The following is a 23863-nucleotide window of genomic DNA, read 5'->3' as shown; positions in this document are numbered from 1 at the left end:
CAGGCGACTGGCTCGCCGGACGCCCGCGCGGAATTCCGGGGACAGGTGCGGCGGTTGTCGTTAACCGCCGGCCGGCCTATCTGCCGCGGATGACTCCGCAGCCTTCCATCGACGCCGTCCTCGCCGAGCTGGCGGAGGAGTTCGACCTGCTCGGCGACTGGGAAAGCCGCATCGGCTACGTCATCGATCTGGGGCGCGAGCTGCCGCCGCTGCCGGAGGCGGACCGCACCGAGGCCAACAAGGTGCCCGGCTGCGCGGCGCAGGTCTGGCTGGCCGTGCACGACCGGGGCGACCGGCTCGACTTCGCGGCCGACAGCGACAGCGCCCTGTCCAAGGGCAACATCGCCCTGCTGCTGCGGCTGTACAGCGGCCGCACGCCGGCGGAGATCCTCGCCTTCGACGCGCGGGCGGCGCTGGAGCGGCTGGGCTTGCCGGCGGCCCTGACCCGGCAGCGGGCCAACGGGCTCAACGCCATGGTGGGCCGCATCCGCGACGCCGCGGCCGCCCGCGCCCAGGCCTCGCCATAGCTTCACCCCAGGCGATAGTGACGGGCCAGCGCCTCCAGCCCCTGACGGAGCAGCAGCTTGCCGGTGCGGCGGCGCAGGCCGAGGTCGCGCTCGGCCGCCTCCAGGGCGGTGGCGCGGACGCAGATGCGGTCGACCATGGCCCGTGCGGGACCGCAGGCGGCCAGCGCCGCCTCGACGCGGCGGGCGGCGGCGAGGGCCGTCTCCCCGGGGCCGCCCCGCCGGCCCAAGCCGCCCGCCCGCGTCCGCGGCAGGGCGTCCCAGCGCAGGGTCAGGTGCGGTCCCCGCATCGCCTGCTCGACGTCGGCGTCGAGGCGCATCGCGGCGGCGACGTGGATCGGCTCCAGCCAGGGGCGGCCGTCGGGCCCGCAGCGGCGAGCCAGCCAGGCGACCGGCGTCTGGGTCAGGTTGGCCCGGCGCAGGACCAGCCCGGCGTCCGGCTCCATCACCGGGCGGCTTCCCTCCACCATGCCGGGCCGGCCCGGAGCCGGGGCGGAGTCGCCGGCCCCGACCGGAAGTTGGCGGATCATCCATCCGCCGGCCGGGCGGACGCGCAGGCCCGGGCTCTCGATCAGCCGCCGGAAGGCGGCCTCGTCGATGCTGCCGAGAACCCGCGAGCGCCGATCGGGGCCGGTGCGCAGGACATAGCGGTCCCCCGCTGCCTCGATCCAGCCGCTCGGGGCGGCGAGCACCCGGCGCGCGAAGGCCAGGGTCCGCGCGGCGGTCACCCTCCCAGCTCGCAGGCCGGCGCCTCCAGCACCTCGCGCACGCAGCGCTCGAGCCGGTCGAGCAGGGCGTCGAGGATCGGCCGGTCGCGGCCGTCCTCGGCCCAGCGGCACGCCGCCGCGGCCGTGGTCCGGTTCATGCCGAAGGCGAAACCGACGCGCTCCAGCGACCAGCCGAAGGCCACGTGAGCCAGGTACATCGCCAGCCAGCGCGCGCGGCAGGCGCGGCCGTCCAGCCGTGTGCCGCGCATCATCGTCTCCACGGCCACGCCGGTGGACACGGCCACGATCTGCAGCGCCATCCGCGCGCGCACCCTGTCGCGCTGCGCCTCCGCCAGCCACGGCCTCGTCATCATCTCCCAGCTCCCTCGCCGCTCGCATCGCCCGTCCGGCGACGATAGGAATATGTTCCTGCGATGCGTCTGTTTCGGACGCAGGGCGGTGGCGGGCCGGAAAAAGTTCCGTCGCTTGACTCCGGACTCTCGACGGCGATTCGCAAATCAGCCTAGATTCGCCGTTAACCAGTCGCGTTAACCCTTCTTAAGTTTTTGGAGGGTTAACCCTAGAACAAGGTTACCCCGAAACGGGGCAGTAACGACTAAAGCCAAGCTCTGCCTGGAGGGGCAACGATGCGCGTCCTGCTTATCGAAGACGACCACGCGACCGCGCAGAGCATCGAGCTGATGCTGAAGTCGGAAGGCTTCAACGTCTATACGACGGACCTGGGCGAGGAAGGCATCGACCTCGGCAAGATCTATGACTACGACCTGATCCTGCTCGACCTGAACCTGCCCGACATGAACGGCCTCGAGGTGCTGCGCCAGCTGCGCGTCGGCAAGGTCAACACCCCGGTGATGATCCTCTCGGGCACCTCGGAGATCGAAACCAAGGTCAAGACCTTCGGCGGCGGCGCCGACGACTACATGACCAAGCCGTTCCACAAGGACGAGCTGATCGCCCGCACCCACGCCGTGGTGCGCCGCTCCAAGGGCCACGCCCAGGCGATCATCCACACCGGCGAGATCGCGGTGAACCTGGACGCCAAGACCGTCGAGGTGAACGGCCACCGCGTCCACCTGACCGGCAAGGAGTACCAGATGCTGGAGCTCCTCTCCCTGCGCAAGGGCACGACCCTGACCAAGGAGATGTTCCTCAACCACCTGTACGGCGGCATGGACGAGCCCGAGCTGAAGATCATCGACGTCTTCATCTGCAAGCTGCGCAAGAAGCTGGCCACCGCCGCCGGCGGCAAGCACTACATCGAGACCGTCTGGGGCCGCGGCTACGTCCTGCGCGACCCGGCCGAGGGCTCGGTCAGCGCCGCCGCCTGACCGGGGCGACAACCGAACAAGGAAGCGCCCGCCGGGGAGACCCGGCGGGCGTTTTGCTTGCCGGACGGAAAGCGGAAGTCCGGAGCGTTCGCAACGGGTGGGGAGCGGACATTGCCACGATAGGCCATTGTCACGCTTGGAGGGTGCCTGATGATCTATGACCTGTTCGCTCTGCTCAACGAGAAGACCTTTTCCCATCCGAGCACAGTCGCAGCGGCGCAGATGGCCGATGACACCCTGAGGCTGACAGTTCGCGGGTGTGGCTGGTGGAAAACCCAACCCACTTGGACGAATGGCGACGCGATCCTTTCGTTCACCGGCATCTCCCACGGCAAGCTAGGCGTTCCGGCGTTGGTCGATCCAGAAGACGACGAAGCTCTTGGAGACTTCGAGATTATTCGGTCAGATGATCTAGACTGGGCGCAGCCGGTGACATTCTTGATCTATTGCAGCCAGCCGCTACCGGAGCCGCTCGCGCTCTACGATGTGGTGGAGCGTTGGGTCGAGCGGTCGAGCGGGATCAAAGCCGTGCATGATTTCCTTCACGGGGCGACACGACTTTCCACGTTCCTCACATACTCGAACACGAGCTTCTACATGCTGGCTCAAGGCCCAGAAAGCTTGCGACCGCTCCTCGCAAACGAGCTTACACGGCAGAACGTGAGGCATCAGTTCGAAGCGGGACACGGGTGTTCGGAGAGCCGCTATCTTGTCCGGCTTGCAGCGGGGACCTGGTTTTTCTGCGAGTCTGCCACACTTGAGGAGATCTAGGTTGTACGTCCGCAACGGGTCGCAAGCGGACGTCAGAAAGCCTTCGGCAGCCCTGCGTCCTTCAGGATCTGGTTGGCCATGTGCCGGCTCTTCGTGCGGGGGACGGCGAAGGTCCGGCCGGTCGCCGGGCTGAACCAGATTTCATGGCTGCCCTTGCCGGGGCGGACGAACCGGCATCCGGCGTCGCGCAAGCGTCGCTCGAGCTCCGGATAGAAGTCCTTGGGCACGACTCAGGACGCGGCCTTCAGCGCCGTCTCGCCTGTGATGGTGACCGGCCCCGGCTCCACACCGTTGTCGCGCATCAGTTCCGGAGCCAGCGTCTCGACGAGATCGACAAACTCGCTCAGGGTCGCCGCCTCGACGTTCAGGCCGACTATGTCGCTCTGCGACCAGTAGACGCCAGCATCGGCGTCCCAGACTGCGGTGACCGTGTAGCGAGCCATGCAGGGAGAGTGGGGCTTCGGCGCTGTAGCGTCAATCCGCACCCCCCGCCGGCAGACGACTCCCGTTCTTGATACAGCCAGTCCGCCGGCAGGCCCATCCGCACGCAGGCCTGCGCCGGCGGGGCGCTGTCCAGCACGAGGCGGTCCGCGGCGGCGCCGAGGGCGCGGACGAGGGGGCGTTCCAGCGGCGACAGGCCCTGTCCCGCCAGCCCCAGCTTCGACTGCAGCCGCTCCGGCAGCAGGTCGACGGCGGCGCGGATCAGCAGCGGCTGGGCGAGGCGGCCGGCGGAGGGCAGGGCGGGGGCGCCGCGCATGATGGCGAGGAACTCGCCCAGCACCGGCGAGGGGCCGAGCTTCGGCTCCATGGCGGCGAGCGCGCGCGCCCAGTCGGCCTCGGAGGCCGGGCTGTTTCGCGCGCCGTAGAGGGCCGCCGCCCGCGCGGCCTCGGCCCAGGCGCGGTCGCGATCGGCCGGCGACAGGGGCGCGACGAAGCGGTGGCGGGCGCCGATGAAGCCGAAGCTGGCGGTGGCCTGGACCCAGTCCAGCAGCTCGGGGTCGTCAGCGGCGTAGGCCGCGCCGTCGTCGGCCGTGCCGGTGATGCGCGCATGACGCCTGTTGACGCCGGCGATCATCCGTTCGGCCGTGGCCCGGTCGGCGTAGACGGTGACCATGGCCGCGAGACCCGTGCGGCGCAGGCGCATGACCGGATCGGTGCGGAAGCTGGTGTGGTCCCACACGCCCGAGCGGACGCGCGGCTCGGCCAGCTCCAGCAGCACGGCGGCGACGCCGCCAATGTAGAGGCTGACCGGGTTCTTGAAGATCCGCCACGAGATCGAGTCCGGCGGGACCAGGGCCGCGGCGCCGGCGGGCTGCGAGAAGTCCACCTCAAGCCCCGGCGCCGACATCAGGTCGGCGGCCATGGCGTTCAGGCGCTGCTGCAGCGGACGGGGGAGGCGAAGCGGGGCCATGCCGGTTCAAGACATGGCCCCGCCAGCGCGTTCCGTCAGCCCTGGGCGGCGTAGCCCTTGCCGCCGTTGGACGGGCGGCGACGGCGCGGGCGCCGCTTCAGCTCGCCGACCGGCTTCGGCTCGGCCTTGCGCGGGTCGTTGTTGACCGGGCGGGCGCGCTCGGCGGCCATCGGGTCGAAGGCCGCGGCCGGACGCTCGGCGTGGTGGGTGCGGTCGCGCTGGCCGCCCTTGCGCTGGCGGTGCGGCTGGCCGCCGCCTTCCGGACGCACCCCGTCGCGATGCGGATTGCGGCCGCGGCGGCCGCGGGCCTCCTGCTCGCTCTTGCCGGCGCTGTCGATGCTGGCCTTCTTGCCCACGCCGGCGGCCATGATGGAGGCGTCCAGCTGGGCCAGCTGCTTGTCGTTGCGGCGGTCGATCGCGGGGATCTTCTGCCGGGTGACCTTCTCGATGTCCTTGAGCAGCTTCATCTCGTCGCCGGCGACGAAGCTGATGGCGGTGCCGTCCGAGCCGGCCCGCGCCGTGCGGCCGATGCGGTGGACATAGGCCTCGGGGACGTAGGGCAGCTCGAAGTTGACCACGTGGGTGACCTTGTCCACGTCGATGCCGCGGGCGGCGATGTCGGTGGCCACGAGCACGCGCAGCTTGCCGTTCTTGAAGGCCTCAAGCGCGCGCTCGCGCTGGGGCTGGCTCTTGTTGCCGTGGATGGCCCCGGCTTCGACGCCGCCGGCCTCGAGGTAGGCGGCGACCTTGTCGGCCCCGTGCTTGGTCTTGGTGAAGACCAGGCAGCGCGTGTAGCTGGGATCGGAGAACAGCTCGGTCAGCAGGGCGCGCTTGCGGCCCTGTTCGACCCAGATCACCGACTGCTGGATGCGCTCGACGGTGGTCGCCTGCGGCGTCACCGACACCTTGACCGGGTCCTTGAGCAGGTCGCCGGCCAGCTTGCCGATCTCCGACGGCATGGTGGCCGAGAAGAACAGGTTCTGGCGCCGCGCCGGCAGGCGCGAGGTGATCTGGCGTATGGGCTTGATGAAGCCGAGGTCCAGCATCTGGTCGGCCTCGTCGAGCACGAAGATCTCGGTCGAGGAGAGGTCCAGGGTCTTCTGCTGGATGTGGTCGAGCAGGCGGCCCGGGGCGGCGACGAGGATGTCGAGACCCTGCTGCAGGGCGCGCTCCTGGGCGCCGTACTTCACCCCGCCGAAGATCACGGCGACGCGGAAGCCGAGATGCTTGCCGTAGGCCCGGAAGCTCTCGCCGATCTGGGTGGCCAGCTCGCGGGTGGGGGACAGGATCAGGGCGCGGGTGGTGCGCGGCACGGGGGCGGTGCGGTTGGCCGCCAGCCGGTGCAGGATCGGCAGGGCGAAGGCCGCGGTCTTGCCGGTGCCGGTCTGGGCGATGCCCAGCAGGTCCTTGCCGACCATCACGTCGGGGATGGCCTTGGCCTGGATCGGGGTGGGCTTTTCGTAGCCCTCGGCCTTCAGGGCGGAGAGCAGGGCCGGGTTGAGGCCCATGGATTCAAAGGTCGTGTTCGTCACGGTCGTCTTTCATGTGCGGCGGGGCGCACGACCGGAACTCGCCGGATCGACGCGCGCAGCCGGCCCCCTCGGGGGCGGGATACGGCGTCGTCCCGCGTGAAGTGACGACGAATGATCTTGAGGAGCCGGGCGCTTCTACAGACGGGTCCGGAAGGGACCCTCACGCGCTGGAGCGCGCCGGACATCGCGAGGTGCGATGGCCGCAAGCTAGGGGGTGAATACGGCCGAGGCAAGGCGGGCGGCCATTCGACCGCCCGCCGTTCCGTCAGCCGCCCCCGTTCAGCATGGCGTAGACCTGCTCGTAGCGGCCCTCGATCTCCGCGAAACGCAGCGGTTTCACCCGCTCCACCAGGATCTCGCCGCGCGGCGTCTCGCCCCGCTCGATCAGCCCCATCACCTCCGCCGTGTAATCCGCCAGCGGCATCGAATTGGGATTCTCCGCATGTCCCGGCATGAGGTCGGTGGCCACGGCTGGCGGGGCCAGCTCCAGCACCTCCACCGATGCGCCTTCCAGCTGCGTCCGCAGCGACTGGGTCCACGAGTGCAGCGCCGCCTTGGTGGCGTTGTAGGTCGGGGCGGCGACCAGCGGGATGAAGGCGAGGCCCGAGGTGACGGTCATCACCGTCGAGGCCGGTTGCCGCTTCAGCTGCGGGAGCAGGGCCGTCGTCAGCCGGATCGGGCCGAGCAGGTTGGTGGCCACGGTCGCTTCGGCGGTCGAGAGGTCGAACGGCTCGGCGTTCAGGTCCTCGTGGATCATGATCCCGGCGTTGTTGATCAGCACGTTCAGGTCCGGCCAGTCGCGGGCGATCTGATCCGCGAAGGCGCGGATCGCCCCTGCGTCGGTCATGTCCAGCGTCGCCCAGGCCATGCCCGGGTTGGCGTCGGCGACCGCCTGCAGCGGCCCCGCGCGGCGGCCGGTCACGATCACCCGGTTGCCCTTGGCGTGCAGGGCTTCGGCCAGGGCCCGGCCGATGCCGCCGCCGCCGCCGGTGATCAGGATGGTGTTGCCGGTGATTTTCATGGCGCTCGTCTCCCGCGCGTGCATTCGCGCGGAAGCCCAGCTATGACGGACACTCTCTTTCTGAAAGCAGGCACCGGAAACTGCCATACTTACTTTCCGGGAAGAAATGGACATGACGGACCTTCCGCCCGCAAGAATCTCGTCGCCCCATCATGACGAGCCGCCCGACCCGCGGGTCGAGGCGTTGGTCAACGAGGTCATCGGCCGGGTCGCCGACAAGTGGACCATGCTGATCCTCGAGGTGCTGGCCGAGCATGGCGAACAGCGATTCAGCCGCATCGGCGAACTCGTGGGCGGCGTCAGTCAGAAGATGCTGACGCAGACCCTGCGTCAGATGGAGCGCGACGGTCTGCTGGTGCGCACGGTCCATCCGGTGATTCCGCCGCGCGTCGAGTACCGCCTGACCGATCTCGGCGTCACCCTGGCGGAGGCCTTCTGCGGCGTGTGGACCTGGGCCGAGACCAACCTCGAGCGCATCGAGGCGGCGCGCCGCGCGTTCGACGCCCGCAAAGCGGCCGGCTGAGCGGGACGTTCCCGGACGGCCTCGACTTCCGTGACGTCATCACGGAATGTTACAGCCGTCCCCGAGGAGAAGCCCATGACCACGACAACCCGCGCCGGTCTCCAGGTCGCCAGCGAACTGGCCGCCTTCATCGAGGAGGAGGCCCTGGCGGGCGTCGGGCTGGAGCCTTCGGCCTTCTGGGAGGGGGCGGCGGCGCTGTTCGGCCACTTCGCGCCCCGCAACCGGGCGCTGTTGAAGGCGCGGGACGGGCTGCAGGCGGCGATCGACGAGTGGCACGTGGGCCGTCGCGGCCAGCCGCACGAGCCCGAGGCCGCCGAGGCCTTCCTGCGGGCCATCGGCTATCTCGTCGACGAGCCGGCGCCCTTCCGGATCGGAACGGCGAACGTCGACCCGGAGATCGCTGCGACCGCCGGGCCGCAGCTGGTGGTGCCGGCGCTGAACGCGCGCTTCGTGCTCAATGCGGCGAACGCCCGCTGGGGCAGCCTCTACGACGCCCTCTACGGCACCGACGCCCTCGGCGACCTGCCGCCGGCCGGCGGCTACGATGCGGCGCGCGGGGCGCGGGTGGTGGCGCGGGCCAAGGCCTTCCTCGACGAGGCGGTTCCGCTGGCGGAGGGCTCGCACGCGGGGGCGACGGGCTATGCGGTGGTCGAGGGCCGGCTGGTCCCGGCGCTGCGGGACCCGGCGCAGCTGGTCGGCTGGCGCGGCGACGCCGCCGCGCCCGAGGCCGTCCTGCTGAGCCATCACGGCCTCCACGTCGAGCTGGTGCTGGACCGCGGGCGCCCGGTCGGCGCCGGCGACCCGGCGGGGCTGGCCGACGTGGTGCTGGAGGCGGCGCTGACCACCATCGTCGATCTGGAGGACTCGGTCGCCGCCGTGGACGCGACGGACAAGGTGGCCGCCTATCGCAGCTGGCTCGGACTGATGCGGGGCGATCTGGTCGAGACCTTCGCCAAGGGCGACCGCCAGGTCACGCGCGCCCTGGCGGAGGATCGCGACTATGCGGCGCCGGACGGCTCGACCCTGACCCTGCCGGGCCGCAGCCTGCTGTTCGTGCGCAACGTCGGCCACCTGATGACCACGCCGGCCTTGCGCCTGGCGGACGGGGCGGAGGCGCCGGAGGGGATCCTCGACGCCATCGTCACCAGCCTGATCGGCCTGCACGACCTGAAGGGACTGGGCCGCTTCCGCAACAGCCGCGCCGGCTCCATCTACATCGTCAAGCCGAAGATGCACGGGCCGGAGGAGTGCGCCTTCACCAACGACCTGTTTGACGCGGTGGAGGACCTGCTGGGGCTGGAGCGGCACACGATCAAGGTGGGGGTGATGGACGAGGAGCGCCGCACCTCGGCCAACCTCGCCGCCTGCATCCACGCCGTGCGCGATCGGATCGTCTTCATCAACACCGGCTTCCTCGACCGCACCGGTGATGAGATCCACACCTGCATGCAGGGCGGACCGGTGGTGCGGAAGGCGGAGATGAAGGCCGCCCCGTGGATCGCCGCCTACGAGGCGCGCAACGTCGCCGTCGGCCTCGCCTGCGGCCTCGACGGCCGGGCCCAGATCGGCAAGGGGATGTGGGCCGCGCCGGACCGCATGGCCGAGATGCTGGCGCAGAAGGCGGGCCACCCGAAGACCGGGGCCAACACCGCCTGGGTGCCCTCGCCGACGGCGGCGACCCTGCACGCCCTGCACTATCACCAGACCGACGTCTTCGCCCTGCGCGAGGCGATCGCGGCGCAGCCGGTTCCGTCCCTCGCCGACCTGTTGACCCCGCCGCTGGCCGAGGGCCGCAACTGGTCGGAGGCCGAGGTGGTCGAGGAGCTGGAGAACAACTGCCAGGGCCTGCTCGGCTATGTGGTGCGCTGGATCGACCAGGGCGTCGGCTGTTCGAAGGTGCCCGACATCCATGATGTCGGCCTGATGGAGGACCGGGCGACGCTGCGCATCTCGTCCCAGCACATCGCCAACTGGCTGCTGCACGGGGTCTGCACCGCGGAGCAGGTGGACGCCGCCCTCCGGCGCATGGCGGCGAAGGTCGACGCCCAGAACGCCGGCGATCCCCTGTACCGGCCGATGGCGCCCGACCCGGAGAACAGCCTCGCCTTCCGGGCGGCCCGGGCGCTGGTGTTCGAGGGCGCGGCCCAGCCGAACGGCTACACCGAACCGCTGCTGCACGCCTTCCGGGCGCAGGCGAAGGCGGCGGCGCTTTCGGCGGATTGAGGGAAGGGGCCGGGGCCCGCCGGGCCAATCTGACCCATGTTTAACTTGCGGCCCCCGACCCCGGGCGACAGGGTGAAGGGAGCACCAAGGGGGGCGCGCATGCTGACGATCGAGAACCTCACCCACGTCTACGGCAACGGAACGCGGGCGCTGGACGACGTCAGCCTGACGATTCCGAAGGGGATGTTTGGCCTGCTCGGGCCGAACGGCGCGGGCAAGTCGACGCTGATGCGCTCGATCGCCACCCTGCAGACGCCGACCTCGGGCTCGATCCGCTTCGGCGACATCGACGTGATCCGCGAGCCGGAGAAGCTGCGCCGCGTGCTCGGCTACCTGCCGCAGGATTTCGGCGTCTACCCGCGGGTGTCGGCCTACGACATGCTGGACCACATGGCCGTGCTGAAGGGCATCGCCAACGGCCGCGAGCGCAAGGAGACGGTCACCGCCCTGCTGCACCAGGTGAACCTGTGGCCGGTGCGGGGCAAGGCGCTGGCCGGCTTCTCCGGCGGCATGCGCCAGCGCTTCGGCATCGCCCAGGCGCTGATCGGCAACCCGGAGCTGATCATCGTCGACGAGCCGACCGCCGGCCTCGACCCCGAGGAGCGCAACCGCTTCCTCAACCTGCTGGCCGAGGTCGGCGAGAACGTGGTGGTCATCCTGTCGACCCACATCGTCGAGGACGTCACCGACCTGTGCCCCCGGATGGCGGTGCTGGCCGGCGGCAAGATCCAGCTCGAGGGGGCGCCGACCGACCTGATGCACAGCCTCGAGGGCAAGGTCTGGCGGCGGACCATCGACAAGGCCGAGCTGGCCGAGTTCCAGAAGCGGCACAACGTGATCTCGACCCGCCTGCTGGGCGGCCGCACCGTGGTGCACGTGCTCTCCGAGGGGCATCCGGGCGACGGCTTCGAACGCGCGCCGGGCGGCCTTGAGGACGTCTACCTCGCCACCGTCGCCGCCTCGCGCCGCGCGGCCTGAGGCGCATCATGTTCGGCAAGATCGCGAGCTTCGAGTTCCGCTACCAGCTGCGCCAGCCGGCGTTCTGGGTCATCGCCATCGTCTTCGGCCTGCTGGCCTTCGGCGCGGTGGCCAGCCCCAACGTCTCGCTCGGCTCGGGCGGCAATGTGCACAAGAACGCGCCCTATGCGCTGGCCGGCGCGCACATCATCTTCAACATCTTCTTCATGCTGGCGACGACGGCGATCGTCGCCAACGTCGTGGCCCGGGACACCCAGACCGGCTTCGGGCCGATGATCCTGTCCACGCGGATCACCAAGGGGGCGTACCTGTACGGCCGCTTCCTCGGCGCCTTCGCCGCCGTGGCCCTGTGCTACCTGAGCATCGCCATCGGCACCCTGCTGGGCACCTTCATGCCCTGGGTGGATCCCGAGACGATCGGGCCGCTGCGGCTCGGCGACTACGCCTACGCCTACCTGGTGTTCGGCCTCACCGGGGTGTTCCTGACCTCGGCCCTGTTCTTCACCCTGGCGACCGTCACCCGGTCGATGATGGCGACCTACATCGGCGTGGTGGCGGTGCTGATCGCCTATCTCGCCAGCACGGGGGTGCTGGGCAGCCGGCCCGAGTTCGAGACCGCCATGGCCTGGGCCGAGCCGTTCGGCAGCGGCGCCTATGCCCTGGTCACCAAGTACTGGACGGCCGCCGAGCGCAACACGCTGAACCCGCCGCTGGAAGGCGTGCTGCTGTGGAACCGGGTGATCTGGACCGCCGTGGGCTTCGCCCTGCTGGCCGCCGCCTGGGCGCTGTACCGGCCGTCGCCGAAGGGGGCGAAGCTGCGCAAGCAGGAGCGGCTCAAGGCGCTGGTGGAGACGGATGCGCCGCCGGCCGCTCCGGTCGGCGCCCTGCCGCGTCCCTCCTACGGCTTCCGCAGCGGGCTCACCCAGCTGGTGTCACGCACCCGCTTCGAGATGGCCCTGGTGTTCAGGAGCCCGGCCTGGGTGGTGCTGGTGCTGCTGGCCTTCGCCTTCGCGGTCGCCACCCTGTTCTTCACCGGCGAGATCTACGGCGCGCCGATCCTGCTGGTCACCCGGGTGGTGATCACCGCCCTGATGGGCACGTTCGGCCTGATCTCGATGGTGATCGCGATCTACTATTCGGGCGAACTGATCTGGCGCGACCGCGACCGCCGGACCCACGAGATCGTCGACGCCACCCCGACGCCGGACTGGACCTTCCTCGTCCCCAAGACCCTCGCGCTGGCCCTGGTGCTGATCTCCACTCTCGCGGTCGGCGTGCTGGCCGGCGTCGTGACCCAGACGATCAAGGGCTACACGGACTTCGAGTTCGACAAGTACCTGTTCTGGTACGTCCTGCCGCAGGGGCTCAGCTTCACCCTGCTGGCGGTGCTGGCGATCTTCGTCCAGGCCCTTTCGCCCAACAAGTTCATCGGCTGGGCGATCATGGTGGTCTACATGATCGCCACCATCGTGGCGGTGAACATGGGCTTCGACCATGTGCTGTACCGCTACGGCGCCGGCATCGGCGTGCCGCTGTCGGACATGAACGGGACCGGCGACTTCGCCCGCTTCAACGCCTGGACCGACGCCTACTGGACCGCCTTCGCCATCCTGCTGCTGGTCGTGGCCTGGGGCCTGTGGCGGCGCGGGACCGAGACCCGGCTGTGGCCGCGGCTGAAGCGCTTCCCGCACCGGCTGGCCGGCCCGGCCGGCCTGATCGCCGGCGTGGCGCTGGTCGCCTTCGTCGGCCTCGGGAGCTTCATCTACGTCAACACCAACGTCTGGAACGACTACCAGTCCCGCGACGCCCGCGAGGCCGAACAGGCCGCCTATGAGAAGGCCCTGCTGCGCTACGAGACCACGCCGCAGCCGTCGGTCGCGCACATGCAGCTGGCCATGGACCTGCGGCCGCACCAGCCGAAGCTGACCACCCGCGGGACCTATGTGCTGGAGAACCGCACCGATGCGCCGCTCAGGGAGGTGCACCTGCGCTGGACCGAGGACCTCGACATGGTCCGGCTGGACGTCGAGGGCGCGGCCGTGGCCCGCGAATGGCCGGAGTTCGAGTACCGCATCTACCGCTTCGCCGCCCCGATGCAGCCGGGCGAGCGCCGCACGGTGACCTTCGAGACGGTGCTCGAGCAGCGCGGCTTCCGCGCCTCGGGCAACACCACGCGGCTGGTCGACAACGGCACCTTCGTGAACAACATGGAGTTCGCCCCGATGATCGGCATGAGCCGGCAGGGGCTGCTCGACGACCGCAGCAAGCGGCGCAAGCTGGGCCTGCCCGCCGAGCTGCGGCCGGCCAGGCTGGAGGACGAGTCCGCCCGCCGCCGCAACTACATCGGCGCCGACTGGACCACCGCGGACATCACGGTGACCACGGACGCCGACCAGACGGTGGTCGCGCCCGGCCGCATGGTGTCCGATGTGGTGCAGGGCGACCGCCGCACCTCGCGCTTCGTCACCGAGTCGCCGGTGCTCAACTTCTTCTCGGTGCAGTCCGCCGAGTACGAGCGGACGGCGCGGACGCACGACGGCGTCGAGCTGGTGGTCTTCCACGACCCCGACCACGACCGGAACGTGCCGCGCATGCTGGACGCCCTGGCGGCGTCGCTGGACTACTTCCAGACCAACTTCAGCCCGTACCAGTTCCGGCAGGCGCGCATCGTCGAGTTCCCGGACTACGCCAGCTTCGCCCAGTCCTATCCGAACACCTTCGCCTGGTCGGAAGGGCTCGGCTTCATCGCCGACCTCTCGGACGAGACCAAGATCGACTACGTCACCTACGTCGCGGCCCACGAGTTCGCCCACCAGTGGTGGGCCCACCAGGTCGTCGGCTCGGACCAGCAGGGCGCCACCGCCCTGTCCGAGACCCTGGCCCAGTACTCGGCCCTGATGGTGATGGAGAAGCTGTACGGCCGCGAGCAGATCCGGCGCTTCCTGAAGGACGAGCTGGACGGCTACCTCAGCGCCCGCGGCATGGAGCGGCTGGAGGAGCTGCCGCTGATGCGGGTCGAGAACCAGCAGTACATCCACTACCAGAAGGGCGGTCTGGTCATGTACCTGCTGCGTGACCAGATCGGCGAGGATGCGGTCAACCGCGCCCTGCGCCGGGTGCTGGCCCAGTACGCCTTCAAGGGCGCCCCGTGGCCGCGCTCCCTCGATCTGGTGGCGGCGCTGCGCGCCGAAGCGCCGGCCGACAAGCAGGCGCTGATCACCGACCTGTTCGAGAAGATCACCCTGTATGACGTGAAGACCACCGGGGCGACGGCGACGAAGCGCGCCGACGGCCGCTGGGACGTCGCGGTCACGGTCGAGGCGCGCAAGCTCTACGCCGACGGGGAGGGGGTCGAGACGGAGGCGCCGCTGAACGAGACCTTCGACATCGGCCTCTTCACCGCCGAGCCGGGCAAAGGCGTGTTCGACGAGGAGGATGTGATCCTGCTGGAGCGCCGGCCGATCCGCTCCGGAACGCAGACCCTGCGCTTCGTCGTCGACCGCGAGCCGGAGTTCGCCGGCGCCGATCCGTTCAACAAGTGGATCGACCGCAACTCGGACGACAACGTGCGGCCGGTGGGGTGAGGGAGCGGGGCCGGCGTTCCGCCGGTCCTGCCCGCCTCGCCTGAACGACTCCCGGAGACCGGCGTTGAGTCGGCCGAACAAGGAGTCCGCACCATGGCCGCCCGACCCACCTGGCAGGGGCATCTGAAGCTGTCGCTCGTGACCTGTCCGGTCGCGATGTACACGGCCACCTCCAGCCGGAGCCACGTCAGCTTCCACCTGATCAACCCGGAGACGAACAACCGCATCCGCATGGTCCCGACCGATCCCGACACCGGGCCGGTCGAGCGCTCGGATCTGGTCAAGGGTTACGAGGTGTCGAAGGACGAGTACGTGCTGTTCGACGACGAGGACTTTGACAAGGTCAGGATCGAGAGCACGCGAACCCTGTCGATCGACGAGTTCGTCGACGTCGAGGACATCGACCGGCTGTACTGGGACGATCCCTTCTACATCGTGCCGGAGAAGGGGGTCGGGACCGACGCCTTCGCGGTGATCCGGGAAGCCATGCGCTCGGCCGGAAAGATCGCCCTGGGCTGTCTGGTGCTGCGCGGCCGGGAGCGGCAGATCGCCCTGGAGGTGCGCGGCAAGGGCATGGTCGCCTGGAGCCTGCGCGCCCACGAGGAGGTGCGCGATGCGAACGACTTCTTCGACGAGATCCCGGATGTCGAGGCCGACGCCGACATGGTCGACATCGCCGAGCGGCTGATCGCCCAGAAGGAGGCCGATTTCGACCCGAGCCAGTTCCGAGACCGCTACGACGAGGCCCTGCGCGAGATGGTCAAGGCCAAGCAGAAGGGCGGCGAGGGTCTGGTCGAGGCGCCCGAGCCCGAGGACACCAACGTCATCGACCTGATGGCTGCGCTCAGGAACAGCCTGAAGGGTTCGGCCTCCGGCGGCGGCGCGAAGAAGGCCCCGGCGAAGAAGGCGGCCCCGAAGAAGACGGCGGCGAAGAAGCCCGCCGCGAAGAAGACGCCTCCCAAGAAGGCTCCCGCGCGAAAGAAGGCGGCGTAGGCGTCCGGTCCGTCGCTCCGTCGCGATGGCGGCGGGGCGGCGAACGCCGTTCGGCTTGACTCCTTGGCACCCTTTGTCCCATACACTGTGTGTCACACACTATGTGGCGGACAGGTGAATGGGCATGGCGGTCGATCCCGACCTCTTCGAGAGCATGAGGCTGGAGCTGCGGCGCGGCTCCCTGGTGCTGGCCGTGCTCGCCTGCCTGCGGACCGAACGCTACGGCTACACGCTGCGGCAGGCGCTGGCGGCCGACGGGCTCGAGATGGAGGAATCCACCCTCTATCCGCTGCTGCGCCGGCTCGAGAGCCAGGGCCTGCTGGAGAGCGAATGGCGCGAGGAGGAGAAGCGGCGCAAGCGCTTCTACCGCCTTTCGCCTGCGGGAGCGGAGATGCTGGCCGCCCTGTCCGACGAATGGCGGCGCATCAACGCCGCGCTCGACAAGCTTCTCTGAGGGAAGGGGGACCGTCCGATGGACATGATCGACCGTTACCTGGCCGCCGTCGCGGCCCAGCTGCCGCAGGACGAGCGCGACGACATCGTCGCCGAACTGCGCGACCTGATCCTGAGCCGCTTCGAGGCGAAGGAAGAGGCGCTGGGCCGGCCGCTGACCGAGGCGGAGCAGGAGGAGATCCTGCGCGAGATCGGCCACCCGCTCGTGGTGGCGTCGCGCTACCGCAAGGGACCGGACTCGCTGATCGGGCCGGAGCTCTTTCCCTACTGGTTGTTCGGCGTGAAGGCCGGTCTGCTGCTCCTGCTGACGCTGCAGGGCGTGTTCCTGTTCATCAACCTGCTCAGCGGTCCGGCCGATGCGGGGCGGGCGATGGCGCAGGCGGTCAACGGCTTCATCGACTCGGGTCTCGCGCTCATCGGCGTGCTCACCCTGGCTGGCGCGGTCATGGAGCATGTCGGCTACCGACCGGCATGGATGCGAAACTGGCGGGTCAGCGAACTCTCCGCCTTCGGCCTGTCGGATCCGGGCGCCTGGGGCGCGGCCATGGGCGGGCGGAAGACGGCCGGGACCCGCGCGGAGCGAACCGCGCTCGCGCGGGCGCCGGGCTGGCCGGGCGGCGAGCACCTGGTGTCGCTGCTGGCCACGGGCGTGTTCGTGCTGTGGTGGGTGGGGGCGCTGCAGTTTCCCGGCCTCGCCAGCCTCGAGCTGCGGGGGGCGGAGGCGGTGGTGCAAGGCGCGCCGGTGTGGACCGCCCTGCACGGCTTCATCCTCGTCTACGCCCTGGCCCAGATGGCGGTGGATCTCGTGGGTCTCGCCCGGCCGACGGCGGTCCGGCTGCGCGGCGCGGGACGGGCGGCCCTTGCGGTCGCCGGGCTGTGGCTGACGGCGACCATCTTCGAGGCGGGGCACTGGTTCACCCTGGTGCGCGGCGAGGAGACGGCGCGGATCGCGGGCGACGGGTCGATGCTGAACTTCGAGACCCTGCGGGCGCTCGGCGACAGCGGCCGCGAGCTGGCGGGCGTCGCCGCCAACCTGTCGATCGTCGCCGTCTGGGTGCTGGCGATGATGGCGATCGGCCTGGCCTTCCAGCTGCTGGGCGGGCTGTGGCGGGCGGTTCGCGGCTGAACGCGGCCGGCGCAGCGAAACCGGGTGATCTGCGTTAACGGCCGGCGGCGATCCGGCCGCGGGGGGAAATCGCCTTGGGCGTGACGCTGCAGCAGGGACTGGCCTTCGGTCTGGTCGGTCTGACCATCGCCGGCTTCGTCTGGGGGCGGTTCCGCTACGACCTCGTCGCGCTCGCGGCCCTGGTGGCGGGGCTGGCGGTCGGGGTGATCCCGGCGGAGGCGGCCTTCGACGGCTTCCGCAACGATGTCACGGTGATCATCGCCGCGGCCCTGGTGGTCAGCGCCGCCTTCGCCCGGTCCGGCATCGCCGAACTGGCGCTCAAGCGGATCCTGCCCCTGCTCAAGACCGAGCGCAGCCAGACGCCGGTGATGACCGTCGCCGTGACCCTGCTGTCCATGGTCACCAAGAACGTCGGGGCGCTGGCCATCATGATGCCGGTGGCGATGCAGCTGAGCCGGCGGACCGGGACCTCGCCCTCCCGCCTGCTGATGCCCATGGCCTTCGGCGCCATGGCGGGCGGCATGGTCACCCTGGTGGGCACCTCGCCCAACATCATCGTCGCCGAGACCCGCGCGGAGCTGCTGGGCGAGCCGTTCGGCATGTATGATTTCGCGCCGGTCGGGCTTGCGCTGACGGCGATCGCCCTGGTCTTTCTCGCCTTCGGCTACCGCCTGCTGCCGAAGAACCGCCAGGGCTCGATCAGCCTCGGCGAGGCGCTGTCGGCCCAGGGCTACGCCACCGAGGCGCGGGTTCCGCAGGACTGGACGCCGGAGACCATCAAGACGCTGCGCGAGCGGGGCGGCGAGGTCCGCATCCTCGCCCTGATCCGCGGCGGCCGGCGCATTCCCCGGCCGCGCGGCAACCAGAAGGTCCAGACCGGCGACAGCCTGCTGGTGGAGGGCGAGCAGGAGGCGCTGGAGGCCTTCCTCGCCGCCACCCGGCTGAAGCTGGTGCGCGACGACCACCCGGTGACGCTCGAGCAGCCGGCCGACGAGGTGCAGGTGGTCGAGGCGGTGATCGGCGCCAACTCGCCGCTCGCGGGGCAGTCGGCGCGCCAGGCCGACCTGTACGGCCAGTACGGCGTCAACCTGCTGGCGGTGTCCCGCAGCGGGCACGAGCTGACCCAGAAGCTGCGCTCCACCCGGCTGAAGCCCGGCGACATCGTCCTGCTGCAGGGCGGGGAGGCCGGGCTTCCCATGGCGCTGCAGGCGCTGGACCTGCTGCCGCTGGCGGAGCGGGAGGTGCGCCTGGGCAGCGCCCGGCGGCGCTACCTGCCGGCGGTGGTGCTGGCCGCGGCCATGCTGCTGGTGGGCTTCGGCGCGGCGCCGGTGGCGGTCGCCTTCTTCGGCGCGGCGGTGGTCATCGTGGCGTTGGGCGGGCTGAAGATGCGCGAGGCCTACGCCGCGCTCGATGGCCCGCTCCTGGTGCTGATCGCGGCGCTGATCCCGGTCTCGAACGCCATCCAGGAGACCGGGGGCGCCGACCTGATCGCCGGCCTGATGCGCCAGCTGTTCACCGGCCTTCCGGGCGTGCTGGCGGTGGGCGGGCTGATGCTGGCGGCGATGGCGGTGACGCCGTTCCTGAACAATGCGGCCACGGTGCTGATCGTCGCGCCGATCGGGGCCAGCCTCGCCACCCAGCTGGGCTACGATCCCGACGCCTTCCTGATGGCGGTCGCGGTCGGCGCGGCCTGCGACTTCCTCACGCCCGTCGGCCACCAGTGCAACACCCTGGTGATGGGGCCGGGCGGTTACCGCTTCGAGGACTACGCCCGGCTCGGCGCCCCGCTCAGCCTGCTGGTCCTGCTCGCGGGCCCGCCGCTGATCCTGCTGTTCTGGCCGCTGTAGGGTCACGCCGGCTGCGGCGGGGCCTCCCGGACCAGATGGAAGACGGACGTCGGCAACTCGGTATCGAGGGGCGGCAGCCCTCCCTCCATCATGAGGAGAGTCCGTCCGTTGACAGAACACTCCACCGGCGGAGCGCCCGCTGGCGGCGAGACGTCTTCCGGTACGCCCGCGTCGAACGCGAGGCTCGCCTGCTCATTGGTCCGGCTCCAGCGGACGACGCCGCCGACCAGAGTCATCGGCCTTGCGGGTTGGCCGCCGCAGGAGAGGGTCAGATGGGTCGAGCCGCTGACCACGCCAGAAGCGCGGCGACCAGTGGTCCGCTCGACCACCGCGAAGGTCATGGGGATCACGGGAGCGGCGGCGGCGTCGTCCGCCGGGACGGCGATGCGGCGGGCGAGGGTCGCCGCGCGCAGGGCGACGCTGGACCTGAAGTCGGGGAGGCTCACAGGAGGCGGGGCGAGCAGCAGTTCGGCGGTCGTGCCGTCAGGCCGCCGGATCACGGACTTCACTGCTGGCGCCAGGCTGACCGACGCGGCGGCCTCCGCGGCGGGCGTGAAGTGAAAAGTGAACCGGCAGACGGACGGTCCGGGAGCAACTCTCTGTTCCTGCACCTCCACCCGGGTCGCCGTGGCCGAGCCTGCACGCCCCGCCTGGGCCGCCAGCTCCCAGTAGTCCTGCCGACAGTAGTTGGACGGCAGATCAGCCAGGTCGAGGCTGTACGCGAACGGCGCAGCGCTTTCGACGCCGACCGGGTTGGAAGAGGCCGGGGTGAAGCGGGCCAGCTGGGCGGCGCGTCTGGCGACCTCCGAGGCGGTCGGAAGCCGCGCCGGCGTCGGAAGGCCCCAGTACGCGACCGCATATTCGAAGTTCGCTCCCTCCAAACCGGCGCGAAGGCTCCCTGATCCGCCGCCGCGGCCGGAGAGGAACGGCACCACCGAGGACACGTTTACGGCGCCGGACAGGATGGCGTTCTGGGTCAGACCTTCGGTCCGGTAGAGGGCGGCTCCGTCCACCTGAGAGTAGATCTCGAGCTCGCGTCGGTCGGCGGCGTCGATCATGCCCGGGGAGATCCGGTACCAGTCCCAGAGCGACATGAAGGCGCGGAAACGGGGGATTGGCCCGGCGACGTCCGGCGTGGTCGGGTTGAGGCCCAAGGCGATCGCCAGCGGGGAGACCATGCGGCCTGCATAGGCGTAGGCGGTCTGTGCCCGGTTCTGGTCGACGTTGGCGGAAAGAGCGAGCTTCACCTGCGCCAGATCAAGCCGGAGTTCGGTGTTGGCGCTCGCGGCCAGCATCGTGGCGCAATTGTGCTGGCGTGTGGCGTTGCCCTGGAGGGCGTAGAAGATCGGGCTGCTCCGCTCCGCTGAAGCGCCGATGCGGTAGAGCGGCTCACCGGTGTACCTGCCATCCACGCGCCGGTGAACCTGGGAGAAGATGCTGTCGAGGGAGTCGTTGCCGTAGACGGTGACGCTCTCATTCCACCGGTCGCGGAGCAGCTGCCAGTTCCGGATGTCTTCAGGAACCACCGTCCCATTGCTGCGGGCGGGGCGAAAACCGGCGAAGCAACTGCGCCCCACGACGCGGAAATGCTCCTCGATCCAATCGCCGAGACGTCGTTGCTCGCTCTCCTGGGCGCGGGATTCGGACGCTAATCCAAGGCACGCAGCGACGATAACGCATGCAAGCGCTGTCTTCATCACCTTCCCTCCAAGCCCGCATCCATCGTAGCAGAACGGTGTTGGTTGAACAGCGGCCCTGACGCCCGTGTCCGAAAACCGCGAGACTCGCGGGCGGGGCGGGGGCAGGATGGCGGCCATGGACACCGCCCGCCAGCTCGACCAGGAGGCCTGCTACCGCGCCGTGCTGACACGGGATGCGCGGTTCGACGGCCGCTTCTTCACCTGCGTGAAGTCGACCGGGATCTACTGCCGGCCGGTCTGCCCGGCGCGGACGCCGAAGCGGGAGAACATGGTCTTCGTGGCCTCGGCCGCCGCGGCCGAGGAGGCCGGCTTCCGCGCCTGCCTGCGCTGCCGGCCGGAGACGGCGCCGGACATGGGCGCCTGGCGCGGCACCTCCAACACCGTGAGCCGGGCCCTGACCCTCATCGAGGCGGGAGCGCTGGACGAGGGGGATGTGGACGCCCTCGCCGGCCGGCTCGGCGTCGGGGAGCGGCACCTGCGGCGGCTGTTCCGCCAGCACCTCGGGGCGGCGCCGGTGAGCGTGGCCCAGACGCGCCGGGTCCTTCTGGCCAAGGCGCTGATCCACCAGACCGACCTGCCCATGGCGCAGGTGGCGCTGGCCGCCGGCTTCGGCAGCGTGCGGCGCTTCAACGAGACCTTCCAGGCCCTGTACGGGCGGCCGCCGTCGACCCTGCGCCGACGGGGGGAGCGGGAAGCGACGGGCGGGGTGCGGCTGAGCCTGCCCTGCCGTCCGCCTTTCGAATGGGACGCCCTGCTGGCCGCCCTGGCCGCCCGCGGCGACGCGGTCGAGGGGCGGCGCTGGTCACGGGAGCTGACGCGCGCGGTGGACGGGGCCGACGGCCGGGTCACGGTGGAGCCGGGCGAGGCGGGACGGGTCTCCGTCTGCGTCGAGGCCGACGACCTGAGGGCCTTGCCGGGCGTGCTGGCCCGGGTGCGCCGGGTGTTCGACCTGTCGGCGGACCCGGAGGCGATCGCCCGCGACCTTTCGGCCGATCCGGTCCTGCGGCCGCTGGTGGAGGCCCGGCCCGGCCTTCGTCTGCCCGGCAAGTGGATCGACGACGACGGAAACCCGCCCAGCGACCGGCTGGAGGACGCGCGCCTGACGGCGCGCGCCGAGGCCTGGCGTCCGTGGCGGGCCTACGGAGCCCTGCACCTCGCGGCGGCGGGGATCGGCGCCGCCGCCCTGATGGAGAGAGACGATGCGCAACGCGCCGCCTGAGACCCTGACCCTCGACCGCATCGCCACGCCGGTGGGCGAGGCCCTGCTCGTCACCGACGCGGACGGCGCCGTGCGGGCCCTCGACTTCTCCGATTACGAGCCGCGCATGCGCCGGCTGCTGCGCCGGCACTGCGGCGCTGACCCGGTGCTGGTCGAAGGGCGGGCCCCTGAAGGGGTGCGGCGGGCGGTCGAGGCCTATTTCGGCGGCGACCTGCGGGCGCTGGACGGACTGGAGGTCCGGACGGCCGGCACCGCCTTCCAGCGCGCGGTCTGGGCGGCGCTGCGGGCTATCCCGCCGGGCGAGACGCGCAGTTACGGCCAGCTGGCGGCCGCGATCGGCTTCCCGAAGGCGGTGCGGGCCGCAGGGCTGGCCAACGGCCAGAACCCGGTGGCGGTGATCGTGCCTTGCCACCGGGTGATCGGCGCGAACGGAACCCTCACCGGCTACGCCGGAGGGCTGGAGCGCAAGCGATGGCTGCTGGCGCACGAGGGGGCGCAGGCCCGCTGACCGCTTGCATTTCACGCCGATCGGCCTAGATTGTCGCTGCTTATGCTGAAAGTGAGCATAAGTCGGCGGCGGGCCGGAGGGCCTGGTCGCCGTTCTTCAGGCCTCACATTTGCTCAAATGGAGCAAAAGGAGAGCGGGCGATGGCCGACGGCGCATTCGGACTGACGCGGGAGCTGGAGCGGGCGACGGCCCCGGTGTGGGCCAAGGTCAAGGACCACGTCACCCCGCTGGAATGGCCGGCGCAGGCGGCGCTGATCGCGGAGATCAACGCCCTGAAGCGCGAGCGCGACGCCGTCATCCTCGCCCACAACTACATGACGCCGGAGATCTTCCACGGGGTGGGCGACTATGTGGGCGACAGCCTCGGTCTGGCGAAGGAGGCCGCCAGGTCGAAGGCGAAGGTGATCGTCCAGGCCGGCGTGCACTTCATGGCCGAGACCTCGAAGATCCTGTCGCCGGACAAGACGGTGCTGATCCCGGACCTCCGCGCGGGCTGCTCGCTGGCCAGTTCGATCACCGGCGCCGACGTGCGGCTGATCAAGCAGCGCTACCCGGGCCTGCCGGTGGTCACCTATGTGAACACCACCGCCGACGTGAAGGCCGAGACGGACATCTGCTGCACCTCGGCCAACGCCGTGCAGGTGGTGGAGTGGGCGGCGAGGGAATGGGGCGTCGACCGCGTCATCCTGATCCCCGACGAATACCTGGCGCGGAACGTGGCGGCCCAGACGACGGTGGGCATCATCGCCTGGAAGGGCCGCTGCGAGGTGCATGAGCGCTTCACCGCCGAAGACATCGCCGAGATGCGCGCGGCGTATCCGGGGGCCGAGATCCTGGCCCACCCCGAATGCCCGGAAGAGGTGCTGGCGGCGGCCGACTTCGCCGGCTCGACGGCGGCCATGACGGACTATGTGGCGGCGCGGAAGCCGAAGCAGGTGGTGATGATCACCGAATGCTCGATGGCCTCCAACGTCGCGGGCGACGTCCCGGGCGTGCAGTTCATCGGCCCCTGCAACCTGTGCCCGCACATGAAGCGGATCACCCTCGAGAACATCCGGGACTGCCTGCTCAACATGCAGTTCGAGGTGACCGTGCCCGAGGACATGGCCGAGCGCGCGCGGCTGGCGGTGCAGCGGATGATCGACCTGCCGCCGCCCGCCGTTCCGGCGCGCTACGACCTGGTCAAGGCGCGGCATCACGTGGCGGTGGAGCTGATCTGATGCACTACGTCCCGCCCGTGCGGGCCGTGGCGACGGTCGACCGGAAAAGCCTGCGACTTCTCGCCCTGCTGGCCTTGTGGCTGCGGGCGGAAAAGGCCACGTCGGACCGATGAGCGACACCAACGCCCCCCGCCGGCCCGGCCCCTGGGATCCCAAGCCCGAGGAGGCCTCCGC

General features: G+C 70.5%; 22 protein-coding genes. 14 read left to right on the top strand and 8 right to left on the bottom strand.

Annotation, left to right across the window (positions count from 1 at the left end; genetic code table 11):
* Nucleotides 1-89: 89 nt before the first annotated feature.
* Complete coding sequence (locus H2038_RS08205; protein ID WP_292111482.1) at nt 90-527, top strand: SufE family protein; 438 nt, start codon at nt 90-92, stop codon at nt 525-527.
* A gap of 2 nt (nt 528-529) precedes the next feature.
* Here the strand turns inward: H2038_RS08205 and H2038_RS08200 are convergent, their stop codons facing one another.
* Both H2038_RS08200 and H2038_RS08195 read right to left on the bottom strand, forming a co-directional pair.
* A complete protein-coding gene (locus H2038_RS08200) occupies nt 530-1252 on the bottom strand; it encodes a DUF6456 domain-containing protein (protein ID WP_292111479.1) in 723 nt (240 codons plus the stop codon).
* A complete protein-coding gene (locus H2038_RS08195) occupies nt 1249-1605 on the bottom strand; it encodes a helix-turn-helix domain-containing protein (protein WP_292111477.1) in 357 nt (118 codons plus the stop codon). The genes H2038_RS08200 and H2038_RS08195 overlap by 4 nt, the downstream gene beginning before the upstream one ends.
* A gap of 273 nt (nt 1606-1878) precedes the next feature.
* Between H2038_RS08195 and ctrA the strand changes: the two genes are divergently transcribed.
* Entirely contained in the window at nt 1879-2580 is a 702-nt protein-coding gene (gene ctrA / locus H2038_RS08190) for a response regulator transcription factor CtrA (protein ID WP_292111475.1), read from the top strand.
* Nucleotides 2581-2730: 150 nt separating this feature from the next.
* Complete coding sequence (locus H2038_RS08185) at nt 2731-3351, top strand: hypothetical protein (RefSeq protein WP_292111473.1); 621 nt, start codon at nt 2731-2733, stop codon at nt 3349-3351.
* A 32-nt stretch (nt 3352-3383) separates the two neighbouring features.
* Here the strand turns inward: H2038_RS08185 and H2038_RS08180 are convergent, their stop codons facing one another.
* The 5 genes from H2038_RS08180 to H2038_RS08160 form a co-directional block, all read right to left on the bottom strand.
* Nucleotides 3384-3578, bottom strand: coding sequence for a type II toxin-antitoxin system HicA family toxin (locus H2038_RS08180; protein ID WP_292111470.1), 195 nt, complete (start codon nt 3576-3578; stop codon nt 3384-3386).
* A 3-nt stretch (nt 3579-3581) separates the two neighbouring features.
* On the bottom strand, nt 3582-3794 hold the full coding sequence (locus H2038_RS08175; RefSeq protein WP_292111467.1) for a DUF1902 domain-containing protein: 213 nt from the start codon (nt 3792-3794) through the stop codon (nt 3582-3584).
* Complete coding sequence (locus H2038_RS08170; protein WP_292111464.1) at nt 3725-4762, bottom strand: oxygenase MpaB family protein; 1038 nt, start codon at nt 4760-4762, stop codon at nt 3725-3727. The genes H2038_RS08175 and H2038_RS08170 overlap by 70 nt, the downstream gene beginning before the upstream one ends.
* 35 nt (nt 4763-4797) lie before the next feature.
* Nucleotides 4798-6270, bottom strand: coding sequence for a DEAD/DEAH box helicase (locus H2038_RS08165; protein WP_292111675.1), 1473 nt, complete (start codon nt 6268-6270; stop codon nt 4798-4800).
* Between the two features lie 289 nt (nt 6271-6559).
* Nucleotides 6560-7315 carry an SDR family NAD(P)-dependent oxidoreductase gene (locus H2038_RS08160; protein WP_292111461.1) on the bottom strand — a complete coding sequence of 252 codons (756 nt, stop codon included), beginning with the start codon at nt 7313-7315 and terminating at the stop codon, nt 6560-6562.
* Nucleotides 7316-7427: 112 nt separating this feature from the next.
* Here H2038_RS08160 and H2038_RS08155 point away from each other — a divergent pair, with 112 nt between their 5' ends.
* From H2038_RS08155 to H2038_RS08120, 8 genes are all read left to right on the top strand, one after another.
* On the top strand, nt 7428-7838 hold the full coding sequence (locus tag H2038_RS08155; protein ID WP_292111459.1) for a helix-turn-helix domain-containing protein: 411 nt from the start codon (nt 7428-7430) through the stop codon (nt 7836-7838).
* A 75-nt stretch (nt 7839-7913) separates the two neighbouring features.
* Complete coding sequence (locus H2038_RS08150; protein WP_292111456.1) at nt 7914-10061, top strand: malate synthase G; 2148 nt, start codon at nt 7914-7916, stop codon at nt 10059-10061.
* A 99-nt stretch (nt 10062-10160) separates the two neighbouring features.
* Nucleotides 10161-11039 carry an ABC transporter ATP-binding protein gene (locus H2038_RS08145; RefSeq protein WP_292111453.1) on the top strand — a complete coding sequence of 293 codons (879 nt, stop codon included), beginning with the start codon at nt 10161-10163 and terminating at the stop codon, nt 11037-11039.
* Nucleotides 11040-11047: 8 nt separating this feature from the next.
* A complete protein-coding gene (locus tag H2038_RS08140) occupies nt 11048-14623 on the top strand; it encodes a M1 family aminopeptidase (protein WP_292111450.1) in 3576 nt (1191 codons plus the stop codon).
* A 93-nt stretch (nt 14624-14716) separates the two neighbouring features.
* Nucleotides 14717-15616, top strand: coding sequence for a Ku protein (locus H2038_RS08135; RefSeq protein ID WP_292111447.1), 900 nt, complete (start codon nt 14717-14719; stop codon nt 15614-15616).
* Nucleotides 15617-15740: 124 nt separating this feature from the next.
* A complete protein-coding gene (locus tag H2038_RS08130) occupies nt 15741-16070 on the top strand; it encodes a helix-turn-helix transcriptional regulator (RefSeq protein WP_292111444.1) in 330 nt (109 codons plus the stop codon).
* A gap of 18 nt (nt 16071-16088) precedes the next feature.
* The gene (locus H2038_RS08125) at nt 16089-17195 is read left to right on the top strand and encodes a hypothetical protein (RefSeq protein WP_292111441.1); all 1107 of its coding nucleotides are present in this window, start codon (nt 16089-16091) and stop codon (nt 17193-17195) included.
* Between the two features lie 80 nt (nt 17196-17275).
* Nucleotides 17276-19042 (top strand): SLC13 family permease, encoded by a 1767-nt coding sequence (locus tag H2038_RS08120; RefSeq protein WP_292111672.1) that lies wholly within the window; start codon nt 17276-17278, stop codon nt 19040-19042.
* Nucleotides 19043-19044: 2 nt separating this feature from the next.
* Here the strand turns inward: H2038_RS08120 and H2038_RS08115 are convergent, their stop codons facing one another.
* Complete coding sequence (locus H2038_RS08115) at nt 19045-20739, bottom strand: hypothetical protein (RefSeq protein ID WP_292111439.1); 1695 nt, start codon at nt 20737-20739, stop codon at nt 19045-19047.
* A 118-nt stretch (nt 20740-20857) separates the two neighbouring features.
* Between H2038_RS08115 and H2038_RS08110 the strand changes: the two genes are divergently transcribed.
* The 3 genes from H2038_RS08110 to nadA all read left to right on the top strand — a co-directional run bounded on the left by H2038_RS08110 (nt 20858) and on the right by nadA (nt 23689).
* Nucleotides 20858-21961 (top strand): Ada metal-binding domain-containing protein, encoded by a 1104-nt coding sequence (locus tag H2038_RS08110; protein WP_292111436.1) that lies wholly within the window; start codon nt 20858-20860, stop codon nt 21959-21961.
* The gene (locus tag H2038_RS08105; RefSeq protein ID WP_292111433.1) at nt 21942-22469 is read left to right on the top strand and encodes a methylated-DNA--[protein]-cysteine S-methyltransferase; all 528 of its coding nucleotides are present in this window, start codon (nt 21942-21944) and stop codon (nt 22467-22469) included. Before H2038_RS08110 ends, H2038_RS08105 begins: the two co-directional genes overlap by 20 nt.
* 140 nt (nt 22470-22609) lie before the next feature.
* Complete coding sequence (gene nadA, locus H2038_RS08100) at nt 22610-23689, top strand: quinolinate synthase NadA (protein ID WP_292111429.1); 1080 nt, start codon at nt 22610-22612, stop codon at nt 23687-23689.
* Nucleotides 23690-23863 lie beyond the last annotated feature (174 nt).

It is taken from the genome of Brevundimonas sp., from assembly GCF_013912005.1.
Lineage (GTDB): Bacteria > Pseudomonadota > Alphaproteobacteria > Caulobacterales > Caulobacteraceae > Brevundimonas.
This window is presented reverse-complemented; position numbering and strand designations above follow the sequence as displayed.